The sequence below is a fragment of the Halobacillus naozhouensis genome (genome assembly GCF_029714185.1).
GTDB lineage: Bacteria > Bacillota > Bacilli > Bacillales > Halobacillaceae > Halobacillus_A > Halobacillus_A naozhouensis.
The window spans coordinates 1,180,976-1,206,173 of record NZ_CP121671.1; the positions used below are offsets into that span (position 1 = coordinate 1,180,976).

20 protein-coding genes, 1 tRNA gene and 1 pseudogene are annotated in these 25,198 nt (G+C 40.2%); 15 read left to right on the forward strand and 7 right to left on the reverse strand.

Annotated elements, in window-relative coordinates:
- Positions 1-147: 147 nt before the first annotated feature.
- The 3 genes from P9989_RS06155 (at position 148) to P9989_RS06165 (ending at position 4,027) form a co-directional block, all read left to right on the forward strand.
- Positions 148-2,148, forward strand: coding sequence for a hypothetical protein (locus tag P9989_RS06155; RefSeq protein WP_283077906.1), 2,001 nt, complete (start codon positions 148-150; stop codon positions 2,146-2,148).
- Between the two features lie 998 nt (positions 2,149-3,146).
- Complete coding sequence (locus P9989_RS06160) at positions 3,147-3,680, forward strand: hypothetical protein (protein ID WP_283077907.1); 534 nt, start codon at positions 3,147-3,149, stop codon at positions 3,678-3,680.
- A 164-nt stretch (positions 3,681-3,844) separates the two neighbouring features.
- On the forward strand, positions 3,845-4,027 hold the full coding sequence (locus P9989_RS06165) for an aspartyl-phosphate phosphatase Spo0E family protein (RefSeq protein ID WP_283077908.1): 183 nt from the start codon (positions 3,845-3,847) through the stop codon (positions 4,025-4,027).
- Between the two features lie 128 nt (positions 4,028-4,155).
- On the opposite strand, the gene P9989_RS06170 is transcribed toward P9989_RS06165, so the two are convergent.
- The 3 genes from P9989_RS06170 to P9989_RS06180 all read right to left on the reverse strand — a co-directional run bounded on the left by P9989_RS06170 (position 4,156) and on the right by P9989_RS06180 (position 6,947).
- Positions 4,156-4,362 (reverse strand): hypothetical protein, encoded by a 207-nt coding sequence (locus P9989_RS06170; protein ID WP_283077909.1) that lies wholly within the window; start codon positions 4,360-4,362, stop codon positions 4,156-4,158.
- Positions 4,363-4,488: 126 nt separating this feature from the next.
- Positions 4,489-6,675 carry an FUSC family protein gene (locus P9989_RS06175; RefSeq protein WP_283077910.1) on the reverse strand — a complete coding sequence of 729 codons (2,187 nt, stop codon included), beginning with the start codon at positions 6,673-6,675 and terminating at the stop codon, positions 4,489-4,491.
- Positions 6,676-6,755: 80 nt separating this feature from the next.
- A complete protein-coding gene (locus tag P9989_RS06180; protein WP_283077911.1) occupies positions 6,756-6,947 on the reverse strand; it encodes a hypothetical protein in 192 nt (63 codons plus the stop codon).
- A gap of 335 nt (positions 6,948-7,282) precedes the next feature.
- On the opposite strand from P9989_RS06180, the gene P9989_RS06185 reads away from it, so the two are divergent.
- The 8 genes from P9989_RS06185 (at position 7,283) to P9989_RS06220 (ending at position 14,057) form a co-directional block, all read left to right on the forward strand.
- Positions 7,283-7,356: transfer RNA gene (locus P9989_RS06185), tRNA-Gly, on the forward strand.
- Positions 7,357-7,490: 134 nt separating this feature from the next.
- Complete coding sequence (locus P9989_RS06190) at positions 7,491-9,197, forward strand: ABC-ATPase domain-containing protein (protein WP_283077912.1); 1,707 nt, start codon at positions 7,491-7,493, stop codon at positions 9,195-9,197.
- Positions 9,198-9,221: 24 nt separating this feature from the next.
- Positions 9,222-10,355: a tRNA epoxyqueuosine(34) reductase QueG gene (gene queG / locus P9989_RS06195; RefSeq protein ID WP_283077913.1), complete on the forward strand. Its 1,134-nt coding sequence runs from the start codon at positions 9,222-9,224 to the stop codon at positions 10,353-10,355.
- Between the two features lie 70 nt (positions 10,356-10,425).
- Positions 10,426-10,971, forward strand: coding sequence for a methylated-DNA--[protein]-cysteine S-methyltransferase (locus tag P9989_RS06200; protein WP_283077914.1), 546 nt, complete (start codon positions 10,426-10,428; stop codon positions 10,969-10,971).
- Positions 10,972-11,107: 136 nt separating this feature from the next.
- Positions 11,108-11,965: an amidase domain-containing protein gene (locus P9989_RS06205; protein WP_283077915.1), complete on the forward strand. Its 858-nt coding sequence runs from the start codon at positions 11,108-11,110 to the stop codon at positions 11,963-11,965.
- A 48-nt stretch (positions 11,966-12,013) separates the two neighbouring features.
- Positions 12,014-12,490 (forward strand): tRNA (uridine(34)/cytosine(34)/5-carboxymethylaminomethyluridine(34)-2'-O)-methyltransferase TrmL, encoded by a 477-nt coding sequence (gene trmL, locus P9989_RS06210; protein ID WP_283077916.1) that lies wholly within the window; start codon positions 12,014-12,016, stop codon positions 12,488-12,490.
- 351 nt (positions 12,491-12,841) lie between these two features.
- The gene (locus P9989_RS06215) at positions 12,842-13,165 is read left to right on the forward strand and encodes a hypothetical protein (protein ID WP_283077917.1); all 324 of its coding nucleotides are present in this window, start codon (positions 12,842-12,844) and stop codon (positions 13,163-13,165) included.
- Positions 13,166-13,280: 115 nt separating this feature from the next.
- Positions 13,281-14,057, forward strand: a complete 777-nt coding sequence (locus P9989_RS06220) for a hypothetical protein (protein WP_283077918.1) — start codon at positions 13,281-13,283, stop codon at positions 14,055-14,057.
- A gap of 60 nt (positions 14,058-14,117) precedes the next feature.
- Here P9989_RS06220 and P9989_RS06225 read toward each other — a convergent pair.
- The 4 genes and pseudogenes from P9989_RS06225 to P9989_RS06240 form a co-directional block, all read right to left on the reverse strand.
- Positions 14,118-14,567: pseudogene (locus tag P9989_RS06225) on the reverse strand (IS3 family transposase); the annotation flags it as partial.
- Positions 14,527-14,757 (reverse strand): transposase, encoded by a 231-nt coding sequence (locus P9989_RS06230; RefSeq protein ID WP_283077919.1) that lies wholly within the window; start codon positions 14,755-14,757, stop codon positions 14,527-14,529. The pseudogene P9989_RS06225 and the gene P9989_RS06230, both read right to left, overlap by 41 nt.
- 74 nt (positions 14,758-14,831) lie before the next feature.
- Entirely contained in the window at positions 14,832-15,779 is a 948-nt protein-coding gene (lipA, locus tag P9989_RS06235) for a lipoyl synthase (protein ID WP_283077920.1), read from the reverse strand.
- Between the two features lie 40 nt (positions 15,780-15,819).
- On the reverse strand, positions 15,820-16,635 hold the full coding sequence (locus P9989_RS06240; RefSeq protein ID WP_283078850.1) for a lipoate--protein ligase family protein: 816 nt from the start codon (positions 16,633-16,635) through the stop codon (positions 15,820-15,822).
- A gap of 278 nt (positions 16,636-16,913) precedes the next feature.
- Between P9989_RS06240 and P9989_RS06245 the strand changes: the two genes are divergently transcribed.
- The 4 genes from P9989_RS06245 (at position 16,914) to yhbH (ending at position 25,050) form a co-directional block, all read left to right on the forward strand.
- The gene (locus P9989_RS06245) at positions 16,914-18,812 is read left to right on the forward strand and encodes a PrkA family serine protein kinase (RefSeq protein ID WP_283077921.1); all 1,899 of its coding nucleotides are present in this window, start codon (positions 16,914-16,916) and stop codon (positions 18,810-18,812) included.
- A 596-nt stretch (positions 18,813-19,408) separates the two neighbouring features.
- Positions 19,409-22,228 (forward strand): 2-oxoglutarate dehydrogenase E1 component, encoded by a 2,820-nt coding sequence (locus P9989_RS06250; protein WP_283078851.1) that lies wholly within the window; start codon positions 19,409-19,411, stop codon positions 22,226-22,228.
- Positions 22,215-23,513 carry a 2-oxoglutarate dehydrogenase complex dihydrolipoyllysine-residue succinyltransferase gene (odhB, locus tag P9989_RS06255; protein ID WP_283077922.1) on the forward strand — a complete coding sequence of 433 codons (1,299 nt, stop codon included), beginning with the start codon at positions 22,215-22,217 and terminating at the stop codon, positions 23,511-23,513. The genes P9989_RS06250 and odhB overlap by 14 nt, the downstream gene beginning before the upstream one ends.
- A gap of 373 nt (positions 23,514-23,886) precedes the next feature.
- Positions 23,887-25,050: a sporulation protein YhbH gene (gene yhbH / locus P9989_RS06260; RefSeq protein ID WP_283077923.1), complete on the forward strand. Its 1,164-nt coding sequence runs from the start codon at positions 23,887-23,889 to the stop codon at positions 25,048-25,050.
- Positions 25,051-25,198: the final 148 nt, after the last annotated feature.

A 25,198-nucleotide genomic window follows, 5' to 3' on the forward strand; every position in this document is an offset into this window, starting at 1 on the left:
TATTATAATATATAAAAGAAAAGGGTAGCGCTAAATAGCTACCCTAATAACTTAAGAAACGCAGGAAAAACATTAGTAAAAGGTTAGACCAGACATTAATGAAGGAATACCTAGAGATTATATTGAACAACAAGTCGTACTTTGAAATTGCTTGAACCATGGTTTCCCATTCGACGTTTTGTCTTCAAAAAGCTAGTAGGGCAAGCCTGTTATGTTATAGTAACGTTAGAAAGAGGAGAATATATGTCAGGGATTAAATTCTATTCTGCATATGATATAGCTTGTGGTGAAGAACTTGAGAAAATTGTAGAGAAAATAAGAAATGAGGATATTGACTCTGAATGGAGTGTCAATGATTTATTAGACTTTCATAATGTAATAAAATACATGAGAGTTGAAAGGTTTTGCGATATTATCGTTCAACAGACAAATACTGATTTAACAACTTATAAAAAGAATATAAAACAGAAAATCGGTAAATTCTTAGGGAGTCATAAGGATGACTTCATTAATCAATATGATGAAATTGACCTCGAATTCGCAGATGACTTCTTAGAAATTATTGAAATTTATAATTTATATCAAAAAATTGAAGGGAAGAATTTCAAACAACTTCTTGAAAAGGAAAATGTGCATATTTTAGAGGTGCTAAAGTTCAAGAGATTGACTGAGTACTTTGATGAAACAGTAAAAGATTTGTTATTATCTGATTCTATGAATGCGGAGACTATTCTGTCAAAGTATCTAAACGAAGATGAATTATTTTTGCCACCTTCTTTAACAGCAGCAGATAAGTTAAGTTTGATTGATAGGTATATTGATTCGCCATTAGTTAATATCAATGTATTGAGAAGAATTATTCATTTTCCAAAGAATAAAAAGTTAAAGATACCTGATAAAATCAAATTGCATGCACAGAGAAAAGCTAAAGAAGAGGAAGAAAAAATCTTCAATGATGGAGTAGGTATTCAATCAGGAGTAAAGATTTCTTATCCGTATAACCAAGGTGATGCTATATTACTTTCTATGGAAGGTCGAACGGCAGACATTAAGGTAAGTCGAGATTGGATTGAAGAAAATCTAGATTTTCCAACACTTTGGAACAATTTTATTTATCTATTTGGATTTGTTGATGGAACGATGAGATTAGAATTTGATTCAAAAAAGAATGAAAGTAGTACGCTAGAGTCAGTATTAAGACCACAAGCAGAACACTTGTATTACCAATCTACCTCATTTAATTACAAAGAAATGTTGTCTGATGCTGAAATAAATAGTTATGTTAATGTGTTAAATGTCCTTGATATAAGATTGGAAGATATGATTGAATGGTTTTTTGGTGTATATCTTAATGACGAATTTCAAATATCCGATTTCATCGTTAAAATGCCTTCGAGCGAAGCCTCATTTTTCGAAAAATGTAGAACTATTCTTCCTGAGATAGATAGAATTCTTAAACAATATGATGCTTTAATTGAAGATGGGACGATAGACCAAGAATTAATTCAAATGTCATCTTCGAGTTTGAGATTTAAAGATGTTAAGTCGTTCAATAAAATGAAATATGTTTACTCCTCTAGTGATTGGTATAAAACCGCTTCATACTTATTGTTTTCTGACCAGAGTAGCATATTTTACCTACCCACTAAACAAGTGCAATATAAGAATTTCTTTAATTTAATGGTTTCTGAAGAATTAACCAGCGGTGATTTTCGAGAGCATCAATTGAGAAGAATGCAATGGTTATTTGATAAGAACTTAATTTGGGAAAATAATAGAGGCTATTTTGAGTTCGTTGACCATGGTGTCATATATGTTCTTAAAGAATTATATTATAAAGAAGTAATGAGTTTTTGGCATTATCCTGATGAAATAAAAGGATTAATTGAAGGATTAAGTGTCCAAAATCTTGTTAGTTTTGATAGAAGCTTGTTTTCAAGAAATGAACAAGACTATATTGATTATTATCTTAATAAATCAAAATTCACCAATGGTCATGATATTCGAAATAAATACTTACATGGGACAAACACTAATGATGAAGAACAGTATATAAGAGATTACTACTCAATTCTTAAGCTGTTCGTCGTAATAGTCATTAAAATAAATGATGACTTGTGTATAAAGAGTATGGATGACAATAAATGAAATGGCATTAGTGGAGTATGATTTAGTATTATTGTTTACTGTATTGGGTACAAGGATGCTTTATTGAAGGGGTTATCCATACAAAGGATAACTGAAATGAAACTTGACATTTTGGTAACATACAAGTACTTTAGTTGTAGGTATTCAATAATCGTATGGACAACTACACAATTAAGGTTGAATAATATTACTCAAAACACTAATATACCAACGTTTTATACGTGCATCGAACTAAGCACGACTCAAAATCGTGTTCCTTCAGGAGTGCCGGTTCGACCCCGGCCACCGGTATTAATTTATTCAGTGATAGGAAGGCTTCTACTCAAAGTAGAAGTCTTTTTTTGTGTTTTTATAACGCACGGTATTTCCTTTCTAAGTCGTGTACTCCATGTCGTACGCTCCATAGTTGAAAGGGGGTGTGAAAATGGGAAGACGAAGCAATTTCTTCTCTGCAAGTGAACTCTCAGCTCCTTGCATATGAAAGAGCTTGGCTTGAAGACTGTCACAATCAATACACGCTTGAGAGCGATACGCGAATATACCGAGAAACGCAAGGCTAATAAAAAGGCACCGAAGCGGTTCGTTTGTAGTATTTTCGAAAGGAACTAAGTGCAATGCCGTGATAGGGACGTATGAGGGGCGTCACGACAAATTAGGTTTAGTGTAGGTTTAGTAAATGAGGTTGCAGAATTCTACAGGCGATTACAAGCCGAGATCCCGATAAGATATGTAGGTGTCACAGTAATCTGAGCGAATTTAGTTAGAAGTAGTGGTTTAATAGGTGTATAGTTTAAGGAAGTAGTGGAGAGAGAAGAGGTTTTTCAGGTTTCGTTGAGCTTCTTCAACAATCTCAGAGTGGTTCCTCAAATCTTTGAGGATACATAAAGGTAACGATCATAATTTAGTGGTTTTAAACTGGAATAATTTACACCTTTCTGCGACTTTGTTACGATATTATTACAGTTATTAATGAGAATAAAGGGGGTATTGTGATAAAAATGACTTTCAAAAGAACTATGTGGACTCTTGGAATTATTGCTTTCCTGGTATTAGGTGTGTTTGTTTATCTAGTAGTCTCCGACATTATGACGAAAGAGGAAGTGGCAAGCGAATCCAACCAAACTGAGGAAGCGGAATCCGGGAAAGTTTCAACAGAGAAAATTGAAGAAACACAAGCAACAGTCGGGGAAGACAATAAAGATGTTGGTAAGTTTGTATCAAAGACCCATGATTTTTATAATGATACTACAGGTTATGGGGCCATTAATTCTTTGGATTGGAAGAAGCAGAGGGAAAAAGCAAGGACAATTCTTTCAGAGGTCAAATCGTTAAAAGCAAATGTTACCTCGGAGAGTCTTATAGTTGATTTGGAAGAGATTGAATCCTATGCATCAGCAGCTCTCGAAGAAAAAGATAAGGAAACGATCCGAAATCTTCATCGAATGTTTCACGATCTGGATATTGCGTTAAATTCTTATAGTGGAACCGACAAAGTTTGGGGGATTACCGAAACGTTGGAAAGCGCCCAATAAAGTTCTCTGCACATGGTATTTTTAACATAATTATAAAGAAAGCGAATTCATAATGTCTTGATTTGTCTAATTTTATCTTCCTTTGTCAAAAGCATTTACATAAACCATATAATCCTAGATAATAATGTCTGGTTGTGACAAAAACATATAGGAGATGTGGGGAATTGTTGAATGTAAGACAGGTAATAAAATGGTGTATCGATAAAAAGAGAATTGAAATGATGGAGCTTGGCATGGAAAAGGGACTTACCAACAAAGAAGTCATTAAATGCAGTCAGCAGCTGGATGAGCTGCTCAACGTATATAATAAGGTGATGGGTGAGAGTCAGCTTACCTCTTCTGTATAATTTCGTATAAGGGGATAACGTTGCAGACAGCTGATAATGATTAAACATAATTCAAGTATGAATGTACTTATAAATAATAGTTTCTGATCACAAGGTTTTCTGACGGTGCGTAGGTCTGGAAACCTTGTTTATTTTTTCATGTAGTTGAGTTCAGCACCGATAGACTGTAAGATTTCTTTCTTAAGTTCTCGCTTCTGTTCTAAAACTTCTCTGCTATAACCAGGGGCCAAATGGTTGATATACTTATTAAGATCCTCTAAGTCAGACTGTGCTTCTGTTTTTAATTCTTCAAGGTTGGTGATCCTCTTGTGTAATGGTTCGTTCCAATTTAACATGTAGCTCAGCTCCTGAAAAAATAAATATTTTGATCTAGTATATCCAGCTTTGCTGCTAGAATATACATTTCCGGCAGCTCACTTCTGAATAATAGATAAAAAAACGACCTGACACTCCATTGAGCGTTAGGTCGTTTTCTGGTCTTTTTCCTCAGCACCCATTTCTTTTCCTAAGAGTACGATCGATTGATTGATCCTCCATACATAGTATAGATGGTGGACGAGGTCACTTTCGCTTCCGTTATGGGCAGGCGCGTATTGTTCGATCTGTTTTCTCTCTTCATTCATATTATATGTGACTCCGCTTCGGTCTCCTGTCGACATCATGTGAGTTAAAGTCTCTATATTGTACTTGAATTTATTCTCCATTGACGTAAAGACGGCCTCGAACTCTTGCGGATAAGTAAAATGCTTTTGATAAGAAGAGGCTAGCAGATGTTTCGCGTAATAGTTGGTCGCTGTGAAAATGGTGATCCATCGCGGAAGTTCTCGATGTCTTAAGGCTCCCGGTCGTTGAAGAAGTGATTTAGATTCGTCTTTGATCGCTTGAACCTTCTCATCCATTTTAAAGGCAAGGTCCGCTAACTCCTTAATGTCCATAGGTTCATGAAAACTGCGAATGTACTGCGTAACGTATGAACTGAGTTCCTCAAGATAGTCATTAAAGGCTTCTGATACCTTTTCCATCGTTTTTTTGGGAAAAATCAAAGCCGCAATGGTTAGGGCAATGGCAGCTCCTGCAATGGTGTCAATCACGCGTGCGCCTAATAGAGTGAAGCTGATTCCGCCTAGTAATAGGTCATACATAAAAGCGATGAGCAATGTGATGAACATACTCATTAAGGTGTAAGATACAGCAAAAATATAAAAGGATAAAAATACAACGATAAAAAGAAGAACAATTTCTATTACAGAATGTCCTGAAACAGCTTTGGCTAATATAAATCCAAGTACGGCTCCAATGACTGTTCCTACTGATCGTTGCAAACCTTTCATATAAGTACGGCCAACTGTCTCTGTACCAAGCTGAACAATAAAGGTAGTTAGCAATACCCAGTAGGGCTGAACGGGTGAGATGATATGCCCGACAATAATTGCGATCGTGCCGGCAATTAACGACTGGTAGGCCTTCTTTGTAGATGGCTTTAACTTCTGACTTTCTTCTTCATCTTTGTCGTCCGTATCGCTCGTCTCATCTTTCTCTTTTGGTACATGTGTTTGACCTGATTGCAGTGACTGTTGGATGGCTAACGCTCCATTCGTTACATGTTTAGCAATCGATTCGATTCGACGTATTAAGTAGAGCCATCCCTCAGGTTGTGAATGTTGTCTCGCAAACAGATTGTTTATCATCTGGCGCAACTCTTCGGTAGCTTCTTGAGCCACTGTAAGGTTTTGTACTTCATAATCTTGTGAAAGGACTTCTGCTTTGTGGAGGGCAGTAATGACCTTAATTAAGAGTTCTCGTAATTCTTTCGCTTCTAATGCCTCCCCCTTTTTCAACTGTTGGAGGGAGTCTGTCAGGGTTACAACGAGCATCGATGTATCAAATACATACAACCTTAACTGTGCTGTAGTAAGACCAGGCCAGACTTCTTTGACATCCTGGGTGTTAAGGTCTGTTGCGACATGACTTGCATATTCCCTGAGCTTGCTGACGTTATATTGTAGTTTTTTTATACGAGAATCACTGGTCTTTGGGTCCTGAATGGTTTCAATTAAAAGACCGAACGTTAAGTTTGCCTGAATATGAAAAGAACGCATGCTTCTTTTTAACAACTGGGCTGAATCTTTAAAAATGATAAAGTTATATAAGAAAGCGAAAGATGTCCCGATTACAATTCCTAAATAAAACCAGGGGAATTGGCTAGGTGCCAGTCCTAAAAAAGAAGATAAATAAACAGTCATAAACCCAATCATGCCAAGGGAAAAATAGCGGCTCCCGAAACGTGAAAAGTAAAATCCACAAAAAATAATCAGAATCATGAGAGCGGAGACTAGGTAAGCGTTCGAGGCTAACAAAGAACCTGCCGTCACTCCGCATGCAGCTGATACTCCCAGCAGCAAGGTGGTTACTTTCTTCTTCTCTTTAGTATCATCCATAACCGTCATAATACCGAGCATACCTGTGATTCCTGCCACAATAGCCGGCATCAGCGGAGGTTGTCCTAATAAACGCAGGACAAAGATAACGGTAACGACAGAGGAAATTAAACTAATTGTCGCTTTTCCAGCCTGATTGAGCCGTTTTCTGCCAGGGTCTGAGGCGAGAAAACGGCTGATCCAATAATTCTTTCTTTGTAATAGCTTCAATGTTTCATCAACCTCTTTAATAAGTATCGCTTTTTCTACTCTCCTAATCGTAAGTCTCCTTGCCGGTCAATTCAACTGTTTTAGCTTAAAAAACTGTGATAAATACCTGTGCTTAGCAGGTAGAGGGTAATTAGAGTAAACACGAGAAGGAGGGTGAAGAATTGTTTTTTTGACAAGGAAACGATCAGGGCATTATTTGGATCGAATACATAACTCCAAATATAAAGGCCAATTACGACAAGCATGACCAACCCAATCGCTAAATTAATCATGTGAACTCTCCTCATAAGAAATAATTTATGAAAATATAGAATAGTGTATAAATTGGCAGGAGAACTACTATACTAGTAATAGATAGGGAAGAAAAGGTATGACTATTCGACAAAAATCGATAGATTCGTCTTGCATCCTCTGTATAGGGTTGTTATAATTTGAATTACGGTTTTGAAATAAGAATGAGTTTGCAGGTGTAGCTTAATGGTAAAACCTCAGCCAAGAGCGATACTTCATTGAGTATGCTTCGAGTTGCCCGCCCCGATTAGCTTCTTTGAATGGGCTAGCAGAGGTAAGGGCATGTTAAAACGCGGTTAATGAAAACATATACCATGCGGGTGTAGTTTAGTGGTAAAACCTCAGCCTTCCAAGCTGATGACGAGGGTTCGATTCCCTTCACCCGCTCCATGATTACCAATTGGGTAGGAAGCTATTATTACTAAATATGTGAGCCAACGCAGTGTTTCGTTTATTTAACTAACGAAGCATTGCGTTTTTTAATGAAACTGATAGGATACATAGATAGTAAGGAGTGACGTGCTATGAAAAAATTAAGAAGTATGCTGCAACAAATAGACGGTAAGAGTTATAAAGGTTATAAGCAAATCCAGGGGCGTTATTTTTTTTCATCTTATGAGTTGATGATTGACTATGTTCAAGGGGATCCATTTGCGGCCCCTTCAAAAATCCGGCTACGCATCCCGGATAAAACACGTAAGATCGACAAGGAATGGACGTCGACGAGGAAGCGAAAGGTTTTTGCTGAAGATGTCGTGACGAGAAAAGTAGCTGCAGTGATTGGCCAATCCAACTCTGATGTGCGCGGTTCGGGGAAAAGCGGCCTAGTTGCCATTGACCGGCCTGGGCAGGAAGTGTTAGAGCGGACAGCGGTCAGTTTTGAAAATGGGTACACAACTGTTTGCTTAACAGTTGGTCTGCCCGCAAACGGCCGCAGAATTAATGGAAAGCAGGCGGAGAAATTATTTTTCCAACTGCTTCCTGACCTCATAGAAAAGTCTGTTCTAAGTATAACAGATCAGGAAATAACAGAAGCGGTAAAATTAGCAGATCAGCATGAGGCGATTTTGAATAAAATGAAGGAAGCAGGCTACATTTCGTTTGTGGCAGATGGGGCTATTTTACCTCGTGCGAGCGGGGTAAGCGACAAACCGATGAAGGACGCGGTAGCTTTTCAAAGTCCTGAAGCCAACCGAATTTCGATTGATTTGCCGCACCGTGAACAGCCGCTGACAGGAATGGCGATTCGTAAAGGAATTGTGCTTATTGTTGGTGGAGGTTATCATGGAAAAAGTACGTTATTAAAAGCGATCGAGCGCGGGGTTTATCCGCATATTAAAGGGGACGGCCGCGAATATGTGGTGACAGATCCACAGGCTGTTAAAGTCAGAGCTGAAGATGGTCGTCAGGTGAGCAATGTTGACATTTCACCTTTTATTAAAAATCTGCCTCACGGCGTGGATACGACGCAATTTTCAACAGAGAATGCCAGTGGCAGTACTTCACAGGCCGCGAATGTGATTGAGGCGATTGAAGCTGGTGCAGATACGCTGTTAATCGATGAAGATACAAGTGCCACCAACTTCATGATTCGGGATGAGCGCATGCAGGAGCTTGTTGTTCGTGAGAAGGAACCGATCACCCCGTTTATTGATAAAATAAGGCAGATGCGTGATGAACTTGATGTATCTACCATACTAGTGATGGGCGGCTCTGGAGATTATTTTCATGCGGCTGATGAAGTTATTATGATGGATCAATATGTTCCACATCAGGTAACAGAGCAAGCCAAACAAATTGCAGCCAAATATCCAAGTAAACGAGAATCAGTAGCTGAGTCGTTTGGAACGCTGCCAGCCAGATCGTTTGAACCTCAATCCATTCAAGCGAGAAAAGGGAAGAAAGAGAAAGTGCAGGCGAAAGGCAGAACGCTCATTTTAATGGGAAGAACAGAAGTGACGCTCGATGCTGTTGAACAACTGGTCGATACATCACAAACGAGATTAGTGGCCGATCTTTTGTTACATTTAGATAAAAAAGGTTGGTTAAAGCAGAAGCAGCCTTTACATGAACTGCTGAATAAAATTGACCAACAGCTTGATGAGCAGGGACTTGCATCGTTTGCTCCTTTTAAGGATCAGCATCCAGGGGAATTAGCACGTCCCCGCCGGTTTGAAATTGCAAGTGCGCTTAATCGGCTGCGTACGGCTAAAGTAAACGATATAAGATAAATGGTTAGAAAGGAGGTAGTCAAGGTGGACATTCGCACATTCAAAGAAGAAGTCGTTGCATACAGTAAAGAAGTTGGCATAGACAAAATCGGTTTTGCCTCTGTCGATGTATTTGGAGAACTGAAAGCAAGACTGAAGAGACAACAAGACCTTGGCTATCAATCCGGATTTGAGAAAGGTAGTCTTGAGGAGCGGACTGAACCGAATCGCTTGCTTCCAGGAGCTCAATCGATCATTTCCGTTGCGCTTGCCTATCCTTCGAAAATGCACGATGCTCCCCGCAGTGTGAAAGGAGAACGGCGTGGGATTTTTTGTCGTGCTTCTTGGGGCAGGGATTATCATGATGTGCTGCGGGACCGTTTGCAGAAATTAGCTGCGTTTATTAAGGAACGTTTTCCAGAAGCAGAACTGTCTTCTATGGTTGATACGGGCGAATTATCTGATCGAGCTGTGGCCGAACGTGCTGGGATTGGTTTTAGTGGAAAAAATAGTGCAATTATTACCGAAGAATTCGGCTCATACGTGTATTTAGGCGAAATGGTGACGAACATTCCGTTTGAACCCGATGAACCAGTTGATGACAGTTGTGGGGATTGCAATATATGTGTAGATACGTGTCCAACTGGAGCACTTGTGGAGGGCGGTCAGCTGAATGCCCAGCGATGCATTGCCTTTTTAACGCAGACGAAAGATTTTCTTCCTGATGAATTTAGAACTAAACTCGGGAACAGGTTGTATGGGTGTGATACCTGTCAGACGGTTTGTCCGAAAAACAGGAAGAAAGACTTTCATAATCATAAAGAATTTGAACCGGACCCAGAAGTGGCTAAACCAAAACTGATTCCATTGCTCTCGATTTCAAATCGTGAATTTAAAGAAAAGTTTGGCCCGGTGTCGGGATCATGGCGTGGGAAAAAACCAATTCAGCGAAATGCGATTCTGGCTCTAGCTCATTATAAAGACAAAACGGCAGTAGATGAGTTGATTCGCTTGATGAAAGATGATCCGAGACCTGTTATTAGAGGAACAGCTGCTTATGGACTTGGGAAAATCGGAACAGCAGCATGCTACGCTGCCATTGAGGAAGCGCAAGCTGCAGAAGAAAATGAAGATGTGCTTTTTGAAATGGAAAAGGGCCTGCAATTTCAAAATCAATAATATAGTATACCTTTTCATTTAGAGATAGATTATTGTATAATAGAAAAAAATGTTAATAAGGGGACTATCTATGAATCATCCATCTTATTTGTATTATGACGTGTTTGATTCCCCTGTGGGCCCGATAACTGTGTTGGCTGATGACAAAGGGGTAAACCGGATTGATTATGGACAGTTTGAAGAACGAATAACATTTTACCAGGCATGGACGAAGAGGCATTTTTTAAGAGGTGAGTTTAAACAAGACGCCGAGCACCAATATGTGAAGCAAACTAAGATGGAGATTAATGAATACTTCAGTGGTGACCGTAAACAGTTTACAATTCCGCTTAATTGTTATGGTACATCTTTTCAAAGAAGTGTGTGGAGAGCACTGCTTTATAAGATCCCTCATGGCGAGGTGAAATCTTATAAGGAGGTTGCTGAAGTATTGCAGGCTCCAAAGTCAGTTCGGGCAGTAGGCGGTGCTGTCAACAAAAACCCTTTCTCTATCGTTGTTCCTTGTCACCGGGTGATTGGGAGTAATGGGAAGCTGGTAGGTTATGCTGGCGGATTAGATAAAAAGCAGAAGCTGCTGGAATGGGAAGGAAATCCACAGCTTCAGCAAGCTAAATAGTAGAATTTTTTAAAAAAGATGCGCCTGGCGCATCTTTTTTTGTGAGCGCAATAAGAGGAGAGTGAACATCGGCAAACAAAGCAATGCTCATGGTTTTAAATTTTCGCTCATAACTTAGTAAAAAGGGGCGATGTGAATGGAAGCTTTAAAGAAGTACTGGGAAGACATCATGAAGCGGTTAATGGATCAGCAGGAGGAACCTTGGCTGGAACGCAAAGTTACAAACTTGCATGAAAGAGGACAGCAAGTTAAACGTGCTACGTTCGGTGTAAAGCCTTATCATAGAGTGCGGTATGAGAATGATAGTAATATTTCATATATGTTGTCTTTGTCTCTCCTTATTAAAGATCGGCAGAATTATTACTTAGAAGAAGGGGTTTATCCATGTAAGGCATTTTTAAATGAGGGGAAGTTAATAAAACAGGTAACCGAAACTGAAACAAGTAGAGTTGGGGAAGAGCGGCTCGCGTCAGCCTTTATGAATAAGCATCAAGATCAGCGGCTTCCTTTCAAATATGATAGGAGGGCGGCTGTTCAGTATGCTGAACGATGGTGGGATAGTTACAATCCAGCTTACAAACATTTTGACGTAGATTGCACCAACTATGTTTCTCAATGCCTTCGTGCTGGCGGCGCTCCAATGTGGGGGCAGTCGAATCGTGGGAGGGGCTGGTGGTATTCAGGTTCTAGCTGGAGTTACAGTTGGGCTGTTGCCCACTCGCTTCGTTGGTACTTAAGCGGGGCAAGGCAAGGATTGACAGCAAAAGAAGTAACAGATGCAGCTCTGCTATCACCAGGTGACGTCATTTGTTATGATTTCGAGGGAGATGGGCGTTTTGATCATAATACGATTGTAGTAAAAATGACAAGTAAAGGTCTGCCTTTAGTTAATGCCCATACGACTAACAGCCGGCACCGGTATTGGGATTATGAAGATTCTACAGCCTATACTCCCTCTATTCAATATAAATTTTTCAAGATAGGAGCAGAATGAATATGGTATAATAGTCAGGTTGATTCTGTACACAACGAGGTGAACAAAATGGCTAACCATATCGTATTATTTCAACCAGAAATCCCTGCAAATACAGGTAATATTGCTCGAACATGTCTAGCTACGGATACTCAGTTGCATTTGATTCGGCCGCTTGGCTTCTCAACGGATGACAAGATGCTTAAAAGAGCTGGTCTTGATTATTGGCATGATGTGACAATAAACTATTATGATTCAATTGAAGAGCTTTATGCATCGTATCCGAACGGGGAATTTTACTATATTGAGAATTTTGGCACTCGGTCATATGCTGACTTTGATTTTAGCAATGAGGAACAAGAGTGGTTTTTCGTATTTGGAAGGGAATCAGATGGCATACCTATGGTGTTGCTGGAAGGATTAGAGGATCGCTGTTTGCGAATTCCTATGACGGAAAAAGTCCGGTCATTAAATTTAGCGAACACAGCATCAATCATACTATTCAATGCTTTAAAACAGCAGAGTTTTCCTGGTTTAATTAAATAGGATTTTTTCATGAAAAAATCGCATCCCGGTCAGGGGTGCGATTTTGTACATACATTACTTTTTAGGTCTACCTGCTTTCGTGTCATATCCTGATGAAAAAATAGATACTAAGTACGTCACACAAACCAAAATAATTAATGTTAATTTCATGTATGTCGGCCTCCTTTAAAGTCTATAAAGACAAGCATGCTGTTGTTTATTATACCCCATAACCTGATTAATGTGAATCGCTTGTCTATGGAATATCTTAAGAAATTACCAATGGCTGGGTTAAATGCCTACACAATAGGATTTTTCCCCACATAGATTGAAACGTAGGTGAATAACCAAGGTTGAAATGGAGGAATAGTAATGGATCAGTACCAGCCCTATCCTTATCAGTATGGGTATTATGATGAGGAACATGCACGAATTGCTGATCAACAGATATTTGGATATGAACACGGCTATGATGAAGATCGATTTTTTGGAGGACCTTTTTTCGGAGGTCCATTTGTAGGAGGATTCCTTGGTGGTTTGTTAGGAAGCGTCATCATCCCGCCTGGGGGATATGGAGGATATTATGGTCCTGGTCCAGGACCTGGGCAAGGGCCTGGCTACGGTCCGGGATATGGATACGGCTATGAATATCCACCGCCATATGGACGTCCGCCTTATTATGGATCTCCATGGTAAAAATAGTTGCAATAGCCGTCGAATAGGCGGCTATTTTCTTATATTATGGTACAATATGTATATATTATAAGACCAATTTATTGATATTAGGGTAATGAAAAGGAGAGTAGGTACTGTGAAGGCTGTCATGATGTCGTTCTTGTTGGGAAGCTTTTGTTTGTCTCTGGCTGCGTGCGATCATGCGCAGGGGGAAGAAGAACAAGCCAAAGATCCGATAACCGTTACTCTTGAGAAAAAAGAGGACAAGGATCAGGAATCTGACAAAAAAGTAAACAATGAAGCAAAAGAGAAAGAGGATGTTAATAACCAATCTGATGAAGAAAAAAATCCACAATCTCAAGAAACAGATGATGAACTGCTCCTGCAAGGCACCGAAGACAACCAGAGTTTAAACACTGCTGAACCAGACTACTCAACTGGCTCAACAGAGAGCAATTATACATATCAAGAAAGTGACAGGTCTGATTATAGTTCACCATCTTATAGTTATTCTGAAGAGCGTTCTCAAAGTGGAACCCCAACGACTACACCCTCTTATGACTATACAGAAAATAAGAGTGGCAGTAGTAAAACAGAAGAAGCTGACCAGAGTTCAACTGAGGAAGAGGGGAGGGAGAAGGATCCTGAGAAGCCACAAAAACCACAAAATCCAGAAGATCCTAAAGCTCCGGATACTGGAGATAAGAAAGAACCTGAACCCCAACCCGAATCAGATCCAAGCGACCAGACAGGTGGGGAGACCGGTTCCAATAACGGTACAGAAGAAGATAAAGAACAAGAAACAAGTGATGACTCTCAGGAAGCAGATAAATCAGGTGATTCCTCTGAAGAGAACCCTTCAACTGAGGAGAGCTCTTTAAATGAAGATCCGGAAAATAAACGAGAAAATTAATCAATAAAAAAGTCGCCCGATATGAAGTGAAGTGACCCCATAAAGTTAGACAATTATTTATTAAGCAGCTTGCTGGGCATGAGTTCTGAATTGTATGGGACTCATGCCTAATTTTGCTTTGATTCGTTTGTTATTGTAATAATCCATATACTTATCTAATTCTTCCTTAAAATGATCTATACTTTCAAATTCATTCCGGTAGAAAAATTCAGACTTCATAATTCCAAAGAAGTTCTCAATGACGGCGTTGTCATAACAGTTTCCTTTACGTGACATACTTTGTGTTATCCCACGTTTCTTTAAGGTATGGTGATATTCTTTCATCTGGTAATGCCAACCCTGGTCAGAGTGGATCATTAAGTTGTCATCTCCTGTTAATCGTTCAAATGACATTTCTAACATGGCTGAGACTAACGAGTAAGACGGCCTGGAAGGGATGGTATAGGTGATAATTTCTCCATTAAACAAATCAAGAATAGGAGATAAGTAAAGCTTTTCCCCGAATAATCTTATACTGCGCGGGGTAGTTTGTATAGTTCTTTACAAATACATCTTCACCAAAAGCCTCATATTGTTTTATCCATTGATGGAGGTTACTATGATGTGCACCAATGGATTGGGTAATAGCGCCCCCGCTTTCGTTGCCATATAGATATCGCTTTACGGCTTGTACTTTGTCTTCTGGAGAAAATTTCACCATAAAAAACTGCACCTCCAATTTGTTAGTTGTGTCTAACAATTGGGGTGCAGTTCAATAGAGGCGACTTTTTGCTATTAAATGTTTGTTGTATTTAACGTTTCTCCTTGAGATTCGTATCCTTTCATATACTTAATGCGACGCTGAGCAGAGGTCTCATTAACTTGCTCGTCAGCGTGATAGGAGGAACGGACCATTGGGCCTGCTTCACAATGTTTGAAGCCTTTTTCCATGGCAATTTTCTTTAATTCTTCAAACTCATCCGGGTGATAATAACGTTCGACGTTCAAGTGCTTTTTCGTTGGCTGCAAATATTGACCGATCGTCATGATATCAACGTTATGGGCAAGAAGATCATCCATAGCCTGGACAATTTCTTCTTTTGTTTCTCCAAGTCCGACCATGATACTTGATTTTGTTGGTGTATTTGGACGAATTTCTTTCACGCGTTTCAGTAATTCGAGCGAACGGTCGTACATTGCACGGGCACGAACTTTTTTAGTTAAACGGCGGACTGTTTCGATGTTGTGGTTAAAGATGTCCGGTTCACCATCCATTAGAGTGTGCAGGCTTTCGTAGTCACCTTTCATATCAGAAGGCAGGATTTCAACTGTACAGCCTGGGACTTTACGACGGATCGCCTTTACGGTTTCGCCAAAAACAGCAGCACCGCCATCTTTTAAGTCGTCGCGGGCTACTGCTGTAACGACAACGTGTTTAAGTTGCATGATTTCCACAGATTCAGCTACTCGTTCTGGTTCGCCCCAGTCTAGCTCGTTTGGCAGGCCTGTCTTAACAGCGCAGAAGCGGCAGCCACGTGTACATGTGTCTCCTAAAATCATAAAAGTAGCTGTTTTTCTTTCACTCCAGCACTCGTGAATGTTTGGGCAGCGTGCTTCCTCGCATACCGTATTTAGCTTCTTATCACGCATGAGTTTCTTTAGACCCGTGTAAGACTTGTTCGTGTTAATTTTAATTTTCAGCCAATCTGGTTTTCTTATGTAATCCTGATTCTTCTTTGCCATGATCGATCCACTCCTCAGAAGGTGATTTTTTATTTTTATATTATCGGGAATAATTCCACTTGTCATTGCTGTATTTTTCTTCAGCAATTTGATTCACTTCAGACCATTGTTCTTCATTTAAATGAAACGGCTCAAGATGCAAGTTTAATCCTTTTTCGAATCCCTTTTGAAAAGCTGCTTTTACTTCAGAATACGACCTTTTAACGGGACTCAAATTGTTAATGGAAATGGCTTTATCACTAAAGGCTTTACGAGCTCTCTCCTTGATTCGCTCATTCTTGTAAATAAACATATCGAAAAGTTTAGTTTCATCGACTTCTATTGGAATCGATCCGTGTTGGAGGATGATGCCTTTTTTCCTCGTTTGAGCACTGCCGGCAGCTTTCTTACCATCTACGATCAGTTCATACCACGAGGGTTCTTCAAAACAAACTGCCGAACCATTTGTGTCGGGTTTCCCTTCAGGGATGGCAAATTCAGCGGCGATGTCGAGTTCCTTAAAACCTTCCAATAATCCTTGTGAAATAACTAAGTAAGCCTCTTTTACAGAAGCAGGCATATCAGGGTGTTGTTCTGAAACAATGACGCTGTATGTAAGTTCATTGTCATGAAGGACAGCACGACCACCCGTTTGCCGGCGGACAAGATCATATCCATGGCTTTTCACGCTGTCCACATCAATCTTTCCGTGAACTTTTTGAAAATAACCAACGGATAGACCAGCTGGATCCCAGCCATAAAAGCGTAAAACAGGAGGAATTTTTCCTTCCCGATGCCAATTCATCAATGCTTCATCCAAAGCCATATTTAAGGCTGGAGTGAGGTGATTAGAATCGACATAATACCATGTTTCCATCATGTTAGCCTTCTTTCCACTATAAAATTCTTTACCAGGTTAAAATATTCAAGACAATTCTAACAAGGGGCAATATGTAAGTCAAAATATGTATTGAATAAAAGTAATACATTTATTAGTCAGTGTACACCCTTGTCCAATGAATGGCTAGGCTTGTACTAATCTTCATGATAACAAGTTTTAAAGACTTTCTAAATGTTCTGCGAGATTCATTTTTTTATAAGGTGGGGCATAGAATGAAATTAACTTCTGGTTGTTACGACGAGGGAGGTCGTTAAGTGGATATTTTAAAAAGAATCCAGGAACGAAGAGAGCAAGAAGAGGAATTGAAGTGGGAAGGTACCTTTCGAGAATACTTGGATCTATTAAAAGAAAAGCCGCATTTAGCCCAGTCCGCTCACTCGCGTGTATATAATATGGTTACACAAGCTGGTGTAGAAGAGGAAGAAAATGGTCATAAGAAGTATGCTTTTTTTGACGAAGATATTTATGGGCTGGATGAGGCAATGGAACGACTCGTGGAAGAGTATTTCCATCCGGCTGCCAGAAGGTTAGATGTAAGAAAAAGAATCCTATTATTAATGGGACCTGTAAGCGGCGGTAAATCAACCCTTGTAAATTTATTAAAACGAGGACTTGAAAAGTATTCGTATACTGATGATGGAGCTGTATTTGCGATTAAGGGATGTCCGATGCACGAGGACCCTCTTCATATGATCCCACATCATTTAAGGGATGAATTTAGAGAGGAGTATGGCATTCGAGTTGAAGGAAGTCTTTCTCCATTAAACACGATGCGTCTTGAGCAAGATTACGAAGGTCGTATGGAAGATGTATTGGTGGAGCGAATTTTCTTCTCGGAAGATAAACGAACGGGGATTGGTACGTTTAGTCCATCCGATCCGAAGTCCCAGGATATTGCAGATTTGACAGGCTCTATTGACTTTTCCACCATTGCTGAATACGGGTCAGAGTCTGATCCGAGGGCGTACCGTTTCGATGGGGAATTGAATAAGGCCAACCGAGGCATGATGGAATTCCAGGAGATGTTAAAGTGTGATGAGAAGTTCCTTTGGCATTTGTTAAGCCTGACACAGGAAGGAAATTTTAAAGCGGGTCGGTTTGCCTTGATTTCAGCCGATGAGCTGATCGTAGCCCATACTAACGAAGCGGAATATCGCTCTTTTATAGCCAACAAGAAAAATGAGGCACTCCATTCTCGGATGATTGTCATGCCTGTTCCATATAACCTGAAAGTCACACAAGAGGAAAGAATTTATGAGAAAATGATTCGCGAAAGTGATATACGTAACGTCCATATTGCCCCACATACATTGAAAGTGGCCGCGATGTTTACGATCCTAACACGTTTGAAAGAATCGAAGAAAGCATCAGTCGATGTGTTGAAGAAGATGTATCTATACGACGGGGAAAGTGTCGAAGGCTTTAGTGATGTAGATGTCGAGGAACTGAAGAAAGAATTTTCGGATGAAGGAATGAGCGGGATTGACCCACGTTATGTCATAAACCGAATTTCCTCCACCATTATTAAAAAAGAAATGACTTCCATTAATGCACTTGACGTCCTTCGTTCTCTTAAAGACGGGCTGGATAGTCACCCGTCAATTTCTAAGGAAGATAAAGAGCGGTATTTAGAATTTATTTCACTTGCCAGAAAGCAATATGATGACCTGGCTAAGAAAGAAGTTCAAAAAGCATTCGTTTATTCCTATGAAGAGTCTGCTCGAACACTTATGGATAATTATTTGGATAATGTCGAGGCTTATTGCAATAAGGCTAAACTAAGGGATCCGCTGACAGGGGAAGAATTGAATCCAGATGAGCGGTTGATGCGCTCGATTGAGGAACAAATCGGTGTCTCTGAAAATGCAAAAAAAGCTTTCCGGGAAGAAATCCTTATCCGAATCTCAGCTTATGCACGTAAAGGCAAGAAGTTCGATTATCAATCTCACGAACGGCTTCGTGAAGCGATTCAGAAAAAACTATTCGCTGATCTTAAGGATATTGTCAAGATTACGACTTCTACGAAGACACCAGATGAACAGCAGCTGAAGAAGATTAATGAAGTGGTAGCGACTTTAATTGATGAGCATGGGTACAATTCAACTTCAGCTAATGAACTATTAAAATATGTAGGAAGTTTATTAAATCGGTAACCAAGCTAAGGCAAAAGCCAGGCCATCGACTTTCAGATGGTCTGGCTTAACTTTTTAACCCCATGGTGGCGAACACCATTCCCTTTCCTTCATTGGAAATCCGGTTCAAGCGAACTTGTTTTTTATTATCCTCCAAACATCTAATCCAATAACTCCTACAATGCCATCTTATTCAGATGGACATCCTTTTTACTTTTCTAGTAAACAGGTTTTACATATTATAAAAATGGGAATAATAAGGAGCGGCAATCCTAGTCGTCTAGTCAAAATTCGACAACATCAGCGAGGTGGATGTCTTTTTACAATGGGTCGAGTAATAACTGAAAATATTGAATATTCCCATTACATCGCTTTAGTAATAAAAAGTGAAAAAGGCACCCCATTGCTGCATCTTTCTTGTTATAATAGAAGTGTTGTTTAGGCTTCAAAAAATAAGTGCTATATGTTGAATTTCGAGACGTTTCGACACTATAATAGAATGTGTATTTGCAAACGTTTACGTTCTAGCATTGGACAACAACTACTTGTGGGGGTATTTAGACGTGTCAAAACAAGGCTCCAGTGAAAGCTTTTGGGAAAAATTTCACGGCCCCAATATGGGGTATATTGAGGAACAATATGAGTTATATCTAACAGATGCAAATTCTGTCGACGCTACATTAAAAGAACTATTTGATGCTCACGGTGCACCAGCATGGATGAGTACATCAGCGTCTCCAGCAACGAATGGAGAAGCACAAGCTTCTTCAGAAGATATTATTAAAGTGACCTCAGCATTGAAACTTGTTGAGGCTATTCGTCGTCATGGACATCTAGAGGCAAACATCTATGCTGTAGGCGGTAAGGACCGTCAGGAATCACAGCTGACAGACATTGAGAATTATGGATTGACTGAGGATGACTTAAAGAGAATTCCGGCTGAATGGATATGGCCAGAGTCCCCTGTCAAACTAGATAACGCTTTAAATGTTGTCCGCACACTCAAAGAAAGGTACTCAGGTACAATTTCCTTTGAGTATGACCATGTAAACAATGATGATGAACGAATGTGGCTGCAAAATAAAGTAGAGTCAGCGGCCTTTCAAGTGAATTTAGGAAAAGAAGAGAAGAAACAGCTTCTTAAAAGGCTGGCCGATGTAGAAGGTTTTGAGAACTTCCTGGCTAAAACGTTTGTTGCACAAAAACGTTTCTCTATTGAAGGCCTGGATGTAATGGTCCCGATGTTGGATCACCTCGTCCAAGCTGCTTCTGCTGATAAAATTAATCATATTATGATGGGTATGGCCCACCGAGGAAGATTAAATGTGCTTGCTCATGTATTAGGCAAGCCTTACGATCGGATTTTTTCTGAGTTTCATCATTCTCCAAATAAAGAACTGGTACCTTCAGAAGGATCTACAGGCATTAACTACGGATGGACAGGCGATGTGAAATATCACTTTGGTGCCCGGCGCGAAATTGGTGATGGAGAGCAAAAGAGCACTCGTGTCACACTAAGTCACAACCCATCTCACTTAGAGTACGTAAATCCTGTGGTTCAAGGTTTTACCAGAGCCGCTCAAGATGATCGTTCAAAACCGGGATATGCTCAAATGTATGAGGACGAAGCATTCGGTGTGCTCATTCATGGTGACGCTGCCTTTATTGGTGAGGGTGTTGTCGCTGAAGGGCTGAATATGAGTGACTTACCTGGGTATCGGACAGGTGGAACTCTCCATATTATTGCTAATAACTTAGTAGGTTTCACAACGAACAGACGTGATGGCCGTTCAACAAGATATGCAAGTGATCTGGCTAAAGGGTTTGAAATTCCTGTTATTCATGTGAATGCGGATGATCCTGTAGCTTGTTTATCTGCCATCTCACTAGCTTATGAGTATCGTCAGAAGTTTCATAAGGATATTTTGATTGATTTAGTTGGTTATCGTCGTTATGGTCACAATGAAATAGATGAGCCACGCTCCACACAGCCGAAGCTTTATAAGGAAATCGATGATCACCTGACAGTGGCTAATTTATTTGAAGAGACGCTTGTGGGTGAAGGTTATGTTGAAGAAGGAACTCTTTCACAAATGAATGAGGAAATTGAGAAAAACCTTCGTGAAACTTATAATAATATGAAAGAAAATGAGAACGAAGAAGCTGATGTAAAAGGTCGGCCAGGTGGTGTTGAGCGTCCGCTTGACGAAATCGAAACGAAAGTAGACGTTGACCGTCTGAAACAGTTGAATCAGGGTCTGCTCAAACGACCAGAAGGATTTAACGGGTTTAAAAAATTAGAAAAAATTCTACAGCGCCGAAGCAATATGCTGGATGACGGAAATAAGGTAGATTGGGGTGCGGCGGAAGCTCTCGCTTTTGCATCGATCTTAGAAGATGGAACTCCAATAAGAATTACGGGACAAGATACGGAGCGAGGAACATTTGCCCATCGACATATGGTTCTTCATGATATTGAAACGGATGAAACATACAGTCCGCTTCATGGATTAGAACAGGCTAAGGCGTCCTTTGATATTTATAATAGTCCGTTGTCTGAAGCTGGCGTGCTTGGCTTTGAATATGGATACAGTGTACAAGCTGCTGAATCCCTTGTTATTTGGGAAGCGCAATTCGGTGATTTCGCTAATGCGGGTCAGGTTATTTTTGACCAGTTTGTTGCAGCCGGCCGGGCAAAATGGGGAGAGAAATCAAGTATGATATTCTTGCTTCCTCATGGATATGAAGGTCAGGGTCCTGAACACTCTAGTGCGAGACTGGAACGTTTCTTACAATTAGCTGCTGAAAATAACTGGACAGTGGCAAACGTGACGTCTTCAGCTCAATATTTTCACTTGCTAAGGCGCCAGGCAGCGATAAGTAATAAAGAAGAGGCTAGACCATTAGTGGTCATGTCACCTAAGAGTCTGCTTCGTAACCAGAGAGTGGCTGTAGAAGCGGAACGTTTTAGTGATGGAAGCTTCCAATCGATCTTAAGACAGCCTGGTTTAACGAAAGAGGGCAAAGCGAAGGAAAAAGTAAAATCATTGCTCATTGGCAGTGGTAAAATTATGGTCGAAATTGAAGATGCAGTGGAAAAGGCAGAAGACGGTAAGTTCGATACCATCGATGCAGTAAGAATTGAACAGATTTACCCATTCCCTGACAAGGCACTGGCTGAGATTCTGGAAACCTACCCAAATCTAGAAGAGCTTGTATGGGTCCAAGAGGAACCGCAAAATATGGGAAGCTGGTATTTTGTAGAAGGAATCCTTCACAAGCTGCTTAAAGAAGGACAAATTCACCGTTACGTAGGTAGACCGCATCGTGCATCTCCTTCCGTAGGTGAGCCAAACATTCATAAAACAGAACAAAACAGAATCATCCAGGAAGCATTACAGATGTCTAAAGGAGGAAAATCAAATGAAGGAAATTAAAGTTCCTGAATTAGCTGAATCCATTACAGAAGGCACGATTGCCGAGTGGCTCGTAAAAGAAGGAGATCAAGTAGAAAAAGGAGATCCAGTACTCGAGCTAGAGACAGATAAAGTAAATGTGGAAGTGAACGCTGATGCCAGCGGCGTAATCGCAGAACTTTTAAAAGAAGAAGGTGATGACGTAGAAGTCGGGGACGTGATCGCGAAAGTGGATGAGAACGGAGAAGCTGGCGGTTCTTCTGATGATAGCTCTGATAAAAAGCAAGAAGAAAAACAGGAAGAACCTAAAGAAGAAAAACAAGAACAGCAACAAAGTACTGCTGCAGAGCAAAAAGAAGAGAAGAAACAAGAAAGCAGTGAACAAGAAGGATCTAAAGGCGATGTGATTGCCACACCTGCAGCGCGTAAACGTGCGCGTGAGCTAGGGATCGATTTAAGTGAGATTTCTGCACGCGATCCATTAGGCCGAATTCGCCCGGAAGATGTAGATACTGCGGCTAGCAGCAAGAAAGAGAAAAAAGCAGCTCCTAAGCAGGAGAAGAAAGAAAGCAAGAAAGAATCAAGTGAAAAGACAGAATTTGATAAGCCGGTAGAGCGTGAGAAGATGTCCCGCCGCCGCCAAACGATCGCTAAGCGCCTGGTAGAAGCGCAGCAAAACTCTGCTATGCTTACAACGTTCAACGAAGTAGACATGACGAATGTAATGAATCTTCGTAAAGAACGTAAAGATTCGTTCTTGAAAAAGCATGATATTAAACTAGGATTCATGTCCTTCTTTACAAAGGCTGCTGTCGGGGCTCTGAAAGAATTCCCACTGATTAATGCTGAAATTCAAGGCAATGAAATTGTGAAGAAGCAATTCTATGATATCGGTATGGCTGTTTCAACAGAAGAAGGTTTGGTCGTTCCGGTTGTCCGCGATGCTGACCGTCTTGATTTCGCTGGCATTGAAAAAGGAATTGCTGATGTAGCTACGAAAGCTCGTAATAAAGAGCTTCAGCTAGAAGACTTGCAAGGCGGGTCCTTCACGATCACAAATGGTGGAATTTTCGGTTCTATGTTGTCTACACCAATCTTAAATTCACCACAAGTTGGTATCCTTGGCTTGCACAATATCGAGAAGCGAGCTAAAGTTATGCCTGATGATACGATCCAGGCGCGTCCGATGATGTACATTGCTCTTTCCTATGATCACCGAATCGTTGATGGTAAAGATGCTGTACAATTCCTACGCCGAATTAAAGAAATGATTGAAGATCCTTACGACTTATTATTAGAAGGATAAGAGATAGAAGGAAAAGCACCTTACTACTTGATGTAGTGAGGTGCTTTTTTTGCGTTTGTTGACTTTTTATCGAGGGGGCAGTGCGAATTCATGGTAATTCTACTGAAATCCGTTAGTATTCTGACAAACCCTGATAGAATTCTAGTAAGACCTTCAAAAAGTCCTGTCATAAGGAAGGGGGTTTTGACGCTTTATAACTCTGACCTTACTGCCTATCATTTTTTATTGGCCCAATGGTCGGTTTCTTACTTTAAAAAATAGGCATACATTTCTTTTTTCAGAAATAATCAAACCTTCGTTGATTTCGCTTCATCCATTGACATGGACCTGCATACGATAGAGTAATACTCAAAGCTAGGAGGGGAATTTGTAAATGGATGATAAGAAAAGTTTCGTAATTGCTGAAGACGACTGGTCCCTCCACCGGAAAGGCTATGATGATCAGCGCCGGCATCAGGAAAAAGTAAAAGATGCAATGAACAAACAGCTTCCTGATCTAATTACGGAAGAAAACATTGTGATGTCTAATGGGAAGAAAGTTGTAAAGATACCGATTCGGTCACTTGATGAATATAAGATTCGCTACAATCATGATAAGAATAAGCACGCAGGGCAAGGGGACGGAGATAGTGAAGTTGGAGATGTCTTAGGCAGGTCACAAGAGAAACAGGGCAAGCCCGGGCAAGGAGAAGGTGCTGGAGACCAGGCTGGAGAAGATTATTATGAGGCAGAAATCAGTCTCGCTGAGCTGGAAGAAGCATTTTTTAAAGAGTTGATGCTCCCGAACTTAGCTGAAAAGGAGAAAGACACGATTATTCATGAAGATATTGAATTTCGTGACATCCGTAAAACGGGTCTAACAGGAAATATCGATAAGAAGCGGACGATGTTAGAAGCGTATAAACGTAATGCGCTTGGCGGCAAAGCAACTTTTGCACCGATATACCCCGAAGATATTCGCTATAAAACGTGGACGGATCAGGAAAAGCCGGAATCAAAAGCAGTCGTTATCGCTATGATGGATACGAGTGGATCGATGGGTCAATGGGAAAAGTATATGGCCCGAAGCTTTTTCTTCTGGATGAATCGTTTCTTGAACAAAAATTATGAAACTGTTGATGTAGAGTTCATTGCACATCATACGCAGGCTAAAGTGGTCAGTGAAGAAGATTTCTTTTCTAAAGGAGAAAGCGGTGGAACGATTTGTTCCTCGGCCTATCGTCGAGCCCTTCAGCTTATTGACGAAAAATATTCGCCGGAACGTTATAATATTTATCCTTTTCACTTTTCCGATGGCGATAACTTGACTTCTGATAATAGACGGTGTATTTCATTAATTAATGACTTAATTGAAGTATCGCAAATGTTTGGGTATGGGGAAGTAAATCAATATAATCGCTCCTCCAGTTTGATGCAGGCATATAAATCCATTGATCATCCTAAATTCAGACATCATATTTTAAGAAAAAAGGTCGATGTGTTTCATGCTATGAAAGCGTTTTTTAATGATGAGGAAAGTGTAAAAGCTATGAGCTAAAGATGAGGAAAGTGTAGAAGCTATAAGCTAAAAGGGGGAGCCAGGTTCTAATGGAGCCTGGCTTCTTCGTATTTTATTAAGAAAAGGTTTTCTTTTCCACCAAAATGGGAAAGAGATAGGTACGCTGGCTCGTGGAGTTATTTGATAG